Annotated in this window: 7 protein-coding genes; 2 read left to right on the top strand and 5 right to left on the bottom strand. The window is 35.9% G+C overall.

Annotated features, from left to right (window positions below):
* Positions 1 to 34: 34 nt before the first annotated feature.
* Both AT685_RS07375 and AT685_RS07370 read left to right on the top strand, forming a co-directional pair.
* The gene (locus AT685_RS07375; protein ID WP_072152142.1) at positions 35 to 589 is read left to right on the top strand and encodes an RsmE family RNA methyltransferase; all 555 of its coding nucleotides are present in this window, start codon (positions 35 to 37) and stop codon (positions 587 to 589) included.
* A gap of 5 nt (positions 590 to 594) precedes the next feature.
* The gene (locus AT685_RS07370) at positions 595 to 861 is read left to right on the top strand and encodes an ATP-binding cassette domain-containing protein (protein WP_072152141.1); all 267 of its coding nucleotides are present in this window, start codon (positions 595 to 597) and stop codon (positions 859 to 861) included.
* On the opposite strand, the gene AT685_RS07365 is transcribed toward AT685_RS07370, so the two are convergent.
* The 5 genes from AT685_RS07365 to AT685_RS07350 are packed head-to-tail and all read right to left on the bottom strand — an operon-like array spanning position 815 to position 7,368.
* Positions 815 to 1,924 (bottom strand): Ig-like domain-containing protein, encoded by a 1,110-nt coding sequence (locus AT685_RS07365; RefSeq protein ID WP_143713173.1) that lies wholly within the window; start codon positions 1,922 to 1,924, stop codon positions 815 to 817. The genes AT685_RS07370 and AT685_RS07365 overlap by 47 nt on opposite strands.
* The gene (locus AT685_RS07360; RefSeq protein WP_072152139.1) at positions 1,872 to 3,665 is read right to left on the bottom strand and encodes a S8 family peptidase; all 1,794 of its coding nucleotides are present in this window, start codon (positions 3,663 to 3,665) and stop codon (positions 1,872 to 1,874) included. Before AT685_RS07360 ends, AT685_RS07365 begins: the two co-directional genes overlap by 53 nt.
* On the bottom strand, positions 3,652 to 5,436 hold the full coding sequence (mutS, locus tag AT685_RS07355; RefSeq protein WP_320409081.1) for a DNA mismatch repair protein MutS: 1,785 nt from the start codon (positions 5,434 to 5,436) through the stop codon (positions 3,652 to 3,654). The genes AT685_RS07360 and mutS overlap by 14 nt, the downstream gene beginning before the upstream one ends.
* Positions 5,408 to 6,274 carry a MutS N-terminal domain-containing protein gene (locus AT685_RS08715; protein ID WP_320409080.1) on the bottom strand — a complete coding sequence of 289 codons (867 nt, stop codon included), beginning with the start codon at positions 6,272 to 6,274 and terminating at the stop codon, positions 5,408 to 5,410. Before AT685_RS08715 ends, mutS begins: the two co-directional genes overlap by 29 nt.
* A gap of 56 nt (positions 6,275 to 6,330) precedes the next feature.
* The gene (locus AT685_RS07350) at positions 6,331 to 7,368 is read right to left on the bottom strand and encodes a coiled-coil domain-containing protein (RefSeq protein ID WP_072152138.1); all 1,038 of its coding nucleotides are present in this window, start codon (positions 7,366 to 7,368) and stop codon (positions 6,331 to 6,333) included.
* Between the last annotated feature and the right edge of the window lie 112 nt (positions 7,369 to 7,480).

The raw sequence follows: 7,480 nt of genomic DNA, 5'->3' as shown, positions 1-7,480 counted from the left end.
TTAATTTTTATTCTAGGGTCTTTTCTATAATGTTTTGAAGATAATAATAGATGTTGATATAGCGGTTGCACAGGCAATTTTGAAAAATCCAGAGAGATTTGAATTTGCAATTGAAAAATTAACGGAACTTGGTACAAAATGCATAATTCCACTTATAACCGAGCGTGTGATCCCCGCAAAATCTTTAGAAGATATCTCAAGAAATAAAATTGAAAGATGGAAAAAGATAATCTTATCTGCATGTAAACAATCAAACAGGGCTTTGATACCCAAACTTTGCGAACCTGTTGATTTTAAAAGTTTTGTCACTGAATTTACAGAATATGATAGAAAGGTCATCTTTCACGAAAGCGATGAGTTTGAAAGGATTCCGCTTTATAATTATCTTGAACAGATGAAAGGTGTTAATTCTATTTTAGTTGCTACAGGACCAGAGGGAGGGTTTACGAGTGAGGAGATCAAACTTGCTGTTAACTCAGGATTTGATGTTATTTCGCTTGGTGAAAGAAGGTTGAGATCTGAAACAGCAAGCATTATTGGCGTAGGAGTTTTGATACAATTTTTCATTGCATCAAAAAGAAACGGGTAAGCAAGTTGGAAAAGATAAGGGTAAGGAATTTAAAAAAGTATTTCAAAGTTGGTGGGGGGCTTATAAAAGCAGTTGATGGTGTTGATTTTTCAATCAATGAGGGTGAGGTGTATGCTCTTGTTGGAGAATCTGGCAGTGGTAAATCAACCCTTGGGAAGTTGATTTTGAAATTGATTGAGCCAGATGAGGGGGAGATTTTCTTTAACGGGATCAATATAACAAGGTTCAGCAAGGAGCAGATGCGACCTTTGAGAAGAAAGATGCAAATTTAGGTTTACGGTTAACATGAGCAATAGTTATAGAAGATACCGTATATATACCATCGGTGACACCAACATTTATAATATGGTCTCCGCCATCATCGTAATTTGGAGTCCATTCAAAGTAGCCATTTGTTGATAAATTTGCATTTAAAGGTATTTTGATAGGGATAAAATAAATTGGGTCATTATCAGGGTCAATCGCTTCAAATTTAAATTTTAAGGTTTCGCCTTCATTCACAGTAATTTCATTTGACATTTTTTTGGTAAATATGGGTGGTTTATTCCCCACTCCGGATAAAATTTCACTCCATTTATTATTGGCTAAAGATGAGAGAGTCTTTAAACCCTGAAGAGATGAGGCTGCAAATATTGCAAAAGATACAATAATTTCATTATTTGGTAGGAGGGCGAACGGCCCTGCAGATATAACAAAAGAAACATCAGTATTTTTGACCTGTGTCCTTGTAATTCCACTGCTTAAAGCTTTCCATTTTTCCTTCTTTGTAAAACCATCCCATATTGGCAATGGATTGCCTGGAGTCCTGTAATCATTATCAATTCCAAAAAAGTTAATTTTTTCTCTTGGATAAAGTAAGGAAACGCCGGCATAACTACCCGAAAATTTAAGAGAATCATAAACATACACCATATGATAGGTGCTATCAAAAACAAGGTTATTGTTATAAACTGAACCAATATCCCAATCAAAAAACATACCTGCAAAGATGCTTTCAAAAACTAAATCCGAAATATTTCTAATCGTCAATTTAACTATTAAATATCTATCGTATGCAAATGTTTCAAATTTAAACCTTAAACCAATTTTATTATCAGCGGCTCTACTGTCATCAAATATACACAAACCTTCCTGCGGAGCTAAGCTCCCGGGGACTTTAATAGTAAAACGATGGACTATGTTAAAATCGTTAACCTTGTTCTTTCCAGTGTGATCTCTGGCTGAATCAACAACCCTAATGCTGTCAATCCCAACTATTAAAGCACCTTCAAATAATAAGTTTTCAATTTTTTTGGAATAAAAATCCACTACCTTCAGTATTATTTGGATAATCATTAAACCCTATATTGCCCTGACTTGTAATTGTAGCCACTAAACTATCCGTATTATGATCAAGAAAAGTTTGATTAATCAAGAGATTAACTATATAGTAATCCTCATATTGGTAATTTTGATCCGAAAACTTAAAAACAATATGGGCTCTTGTATTTTCATTAACCTGATTACTTACCCTAAATCCAAATTGAAATAATTTTATTTGAAAAGTTTCAACTCCCCCAATAAAAATAAATCTATTTAAGGATTCCAAAGCATTTTCGCTGATCTCAACAACTTCAATGTAAAGGGAAGTAGCCCTTGTTAAATAGTTTTTCAAGATACCCGTCACATTGATGTTTTCTCCGGGTTCATAAACTCCATTCAAATTTTCATCCACAAAGTTTATCTCTTCAACCTTCACCGCCGGCATTTCAAGTGTCAAAGCCCTATAAGCATTTAGTCTTCCATATCCCAGTTTGTATTTAAATTCCGGATTTAAATCATCAATTTTATCCGCTGTTATTCTTATCTTTTGTTTTACTTGTTCAGATGTCAAAGCTAAATTTTGTGATAGTAAAATTGCAATTACACCAGCCACATGAGGGGATGCCATAGAAGTTCCACTTAAGTAGGCATATCTATTCCCCGGAAAAGTGCTGATTATATTAACACCAGGAGCAGAGATATCAATTCTTTTTCCAAAATTTGAAAAATATGCTTTTCTATCTAAAGAGTCAGTAGCAGCCACAGATATAACCCCTTCATATGAGGCGGGGTAGAAAGGTATTTCACTATTTTTATTTCCAGCTGCAGCAACAACTATAACACCATTTCTTATGGCGTAATTTATCACATCCTGACCGAATTTTGACGGCATGTAAGAACCCCAACTGCAGTTTATCACTCTTGCCCCGTTATCAACTGCATAAACTATCCCTTCATACCCATAAATAATCCTAGTGTCATTAGGATCGTCTGATGAAACCTTAACAACCATAACTTTTGATTTTGGAAATACCCCCGCTATTCCGATGCCGTTATTTGTTGAAGCTGCAACAATACCAGCCACATGAGTACCATGGGGATGCCCAGGAAAAGGCTGATTATCAGGAGTAAATCCGTCTCTCCCTGCAAAGTCCCACCCAACTACATCATCTATATAACCATTGTTATCGTCATCTATCCCATTATTAGGTATTTCTCTACGATTATACCATATATTATCTTTTAAATCCTCGTGTAGTATATCCACACCTGTATCAATAATTGCAATTAAAATTGAATCCACGATTAAATTTTGCCAAACATACTCTATTTGAATTTTTCTTAACGCCCACTGAGAACCATCAACATACTTTGGGTCATTACTTGGCTCAAAAGCTAATGTGTGGATGATTTTAGGTTCTGCATATTCAACTTCAGGCTCGTATGATAGTTCTTTTGCTACAATTTCGGGCGATATGTTGTCAGTATACCTTACAAGATATATTCTATTTAATTCTTTATCTCTGTGATTTGGAAATATCTCCTGTATCTCCACAGCTTTAAATTTTTTCAGCTTTAAATCAATTGCTCTAAATCCCGTTAATTCTATAAACCGCTTACCTTCTTTTCTTATTTTTGATTTTAACTTAATTATTACCAATCTTTCCATAACATTTTCTCTAATTATTCCGTCACCAATATCGCAAATCACATAATTTAACAAAGCAAATAGAAGAACAACTATTTTTTTTATTTTTTCACTATATTTCCCCATTCTTTATCCTTCCCCTTAACTCTTGAAGTTTTAAAAGAGCTTGAAGAGGTGTCATATTGTCAATATCAAGATTTAAAATTTCCTGCCTTAATCTATCATCATTTAATTCAAACAAACTTATCTGAAACTTCTGCATTAATGCCTCTTTTGAAATTTTCTTCTTTACTTTGCCCTGCGGTGTTAACTCCTTTTGCTCAAGGTTTGCAAGAATTTCCTTTGCCCTTTCAGTAACTTCCTTTGGCAAACCTGCCATTTTAGCAACTTCTATACCATAACTATGATCCGCATACCCCGGGACAATTTTATGTAAAAATATAACTTTATCACCAACTTCCCTAACATCCGCTTTGAAATTTTTTATCCTTGGATATAGCTCCGCAAGCTCATTCAATTCGTGATAATGAGTTGCGAAAATTGTCTTTGCCCTAAGTTTTGGGTTTTCGTGTATGTACTCAGTTATAGCCCAAGCGATTGAAATACCATCAAATGTGCTTGTCCCCCGCCCTACTTCATCAAGCAAAATTAAACTTTTAGGTGTTGCATTGTTTAAAATGTTCGCCATCTCATGCATTTCAACAAGAAATGTGCTCTCACCTCCAGCAATGTTATCCGATGCCCCAACCCTTGTAAAAATTCTATCCACAATCCCAACCCTAGCATAACTTGCGGGAACAAAACTCCCAATCTGTGCAAGCAAAACTATTAAACCAACCTGTCTTAGAAAAACACTTTTGCCAGACATATTTGGACCAGTGATTATTAAAATTTGATTTTCAGAATTATCAAGATAAACACTGTTTGGGACAAACTTTTCCCCGGGGGGTAAAATTTTCTCAACTACAGGATGTCTTCCGTCTTTTATCTCAATCACATCGCCATCATCAACTATCGGGCAAGTATAGTTATTTTCAACCGCAACTTCAGCAAGTGAAACAAAACAATCAAGCATCGCAATAAGCTGAGCGTTCTTTTGAATTGCTTCTGTATGCTCAGAAATTTTCTCCCTTACTTGATTAAAAAGCTCAGCCTCAAGAGCAGAAATTTTCTCCTCAGCCGTGAAAATTTTCTCTTCATATTCTTTCAACTCTGGAGTGATAAATCTTTCTGCATTTACAAGCGTTTGTTTTCGTATGTAATCTGGAGGAACTTTATCAAGATGTGTTTTCGTAACCTCAATATAATATCCAAAGACAGAATTATAGTCAATTTTTAAACTTGGGATACCAGTTCTCTCTCTTTCTTTCTGCTGTAAATTTGCTATAAATTCTTTGCTTGACTTAGTTATATAACGAAGCTCATCAAGTTCAGCGTTATATCCATCTTTTATAACTCCACCATCCGCAACAGTTGCCGGGGGGTCGTCAACAATTGCCAATTCAATTAAAGAGATAACATCAGTAAGTGGGTTTAAAAACTTTGATATTTTTTGGAGCGTATCTGATTTTGAATTTGCAAGAAGCGATTTTATCTTGGGAATTTTTTTGAGCGATTCTTTTAAGTTAATCATATCTCTTGGATTTGCTCTTCCAGTTGTACCTGGAAGATGTGCCCGAATTGCTATCCTTGAGATTAATCTTTCAAGATCACCAATTTCACCAAGTATTTTGTAAAGCTCTTTTCTTAATTCTTGATTTTCATAAAGCTCTTTTACGGCTTCAAGTCTCTTTTGAATTGGTTCAAGTTTTCTAAGCGGTCGCAAGACCCATTTCTTTAAAAGTCTTGCCCCCATCGGAGTTTGCGTTTTATCTATAACTGAAAAAAAGCGTCCCATAGGCAGTTTCCCCAGAATATGAAACGGTTATTTCAAGATTTCGCTTCGTTGCTGGATCAAGGGTCATGTAGTCTCCCGTATCATAGCGTGAAATTTTTCTTATATGAGATAATTTTGTTCTCTGCGTTTCCTGAAGATAATGCAATATAGCACCTGCTGAAATTATCCCAAGCTCAAACTCATCTATCCCAAATCCCTTCAATGACTGCGTCTGGAAATGGTTAGTTAAAATTTCAAATGCATAATCATATTTGAAGACCCAATCCTCAAGCTTCGTAAGAAAAGGTTTAATTTGAGTTTTCTCAAGAACTTGCTCAACAACATTTTTAAGCGATTTGCTGTATAAGATTTCACTTGGGGTTATGGTATCAAGCAGGTTTGGCAAATCGTCAATTTTAACCTCGGTTGCATAAAATTCGCCAGTTGAAACATCAGCAAAAGCAACCCCAACTTTATCACTTTTAAAAAACAAAGCACAAACAAAATTATTTACTCTATTGTCAAGAAGTTTATCACTAATAACGACACCAGGTGTGACAATTTCAATTACATCTCTTTTAACTATTCCTTTCGCAAACTTTGGATCTTCAAGTTGCTCGCAGATTGCAACTTTATATCCGGCTTTTACAAGTTTTGGAAGATATGTTTCAAGCGCATGGTGCGGAAAACCAGCAAGTGGAACATCAGCTGCTGCTCCATTCGCCCTTCTTGTCAAAGCTATACCTAAAACCTTTGCAGTTATTTTTGCATCCTCTTCAAAAGTCTCGTAAAAATCACCCATCCTGAATAAAACTATCGCATCTGGATATTGTGCCTTTATCTTTCGGTATTGTCTCATCAACGGGGTTGACATATTTAGCAGAGGGAAATTTTATTTTTCGGCAAAGCTAAACTTTAAACCTTTCTTCCATATCTCATTTCAAATTCATAACTCTTTACCATCTTTATATCAGGATGCTCCTCACGCAAATAATTTTCAACCTCAGGTGAAAAGTAATAAGCAACTATAAAAGCATAAACATCCGCATTGAAATAATTTCTCAACCTGTCCCTCTTCTTGCTAAGCTTGTCTATCTCACCCTTGCTCGGTCTTGACTTACACTCCCCAATCAAATAAACCTTCTGCCCATCCTTACGCCCTTCAACATAAATGTTAACCTCATCATATCTTCCATCTGGATAAACGACATTTCTTCTCTCAACTATTTCAGCCTCAACCCCATATTCATCCCTTGCAAATTCCCTCATATAAACCATAACCTTATCCTCAAGCCCATATCCAACTGTATCCGAAATGCCAGCAAGTATTTCTCTTGTCCTTTGATGTTCACTTATAAGCTGGTTTAATCTTTCCTCTGTCTTTCTCTGTGCCTCCGCAAGCTGATCCACTCTAATTGTAAGCTGGTTCAACCTCTCCTCCGTCTTTCTCTGTGCCTCCGCAAGCTGATCCACTCTAATTGTAAGCTGATTTATACTCTCCCATACTCTCTTGAAATTCTCCTCCGTCGCCTTCTCAAATGCATTCAACCTCTCTTCCGTTCTCCTTTGCGCCTCTGCAAGTTGATTTATGCTCTCCCACACCTTCTTGAAATTCTCCTCCGTCGCCTTCTCAAATGCATTCAATCTTTCCTCTGTCTTTCTCTGTGCCTCCGCAAGCTGATCCACTCTAATTGTAAGCTGATTTATGCTCTCCCATACTCTCTTGAAATTCTCCTCCGTCGCCTTCTCAAATGCATCTAACCTCTCCTCTGTCTTTCTCTGCGCCTCCGCAAGAAGAAACATATTCTGCCCAATCTGCTTAACCAAATCCTTTAAATCCTCAAAATCACTTCGTTCAACATACATAACTTTAAATCTCTCATCTATTAATCTTCTTATCTCCTCAATCAACTCGGGCGTTATCTTTATACCCTTTCTCCTCTGCTCCCTCATTTAAATTCTCAAATTTATTTTCTCTCGCCTTTACTAAAAAATTAAAAAAATTTATTTTTAATAAAAAACTTATCTCAATTAAACCCAACCAATTGTGCTATTAAACTATCCA

The organism is Candidatus Kryptobacter tengchongensis, from assembly GCF_001458555.1.
In the GTDB taxonomy this organism is placed as follows: Bacteria; Bacteroidota; Ignavibacteria; order Kryptoniales; family Kryptoniaceae; genus Kryptonium; species Kryptonium tengchongense.
The sequence above is the reverse complement of the archived record's forward strand: the minus strand, read 5'-3'. Positions and strand labels throughout refer to the sequence as shown.

Excerpts from the sequence above, each read along its gene's own strand:
- AT685_RS07365 (WP_143713173.1), bottom strand. The coding sequence starts at position 1,924 with ATGATTATCCAAATAATACTGAAGGTAGTGGATTTTTATTCCAAAAAA.
- AT685_RS07360 (WP_072152139.1), bottom strand. The coding sequence starts at position 3,665 with ATGGGGAAATATAGTGAAAAAATAAAAAAAATAGTTGTTCTTCTATTT.
- mutS (WP_320409081.1), bottom strand. The coding sequence starts at position 5,436 with ATGGGACGCTTTTTTTCAGTTATAGATAAAACGCAAACTCCGATGGGG.
- AT685_RS08715 (WP_320409080.1), bottom strand. The coding sequence starts at position 6,274 with ATGAGACAATACCGAAAGATAAAGGCACAATATCCAGATGCGATAGTT.
- AT685_RS07350 (WP_072152138.1), bottom strand. The coding sequence starts at position 7,368 with ATGAGGGAGCAGAGGAGAAAGGGTATAAAGATAACGCCCGAGTTGATT.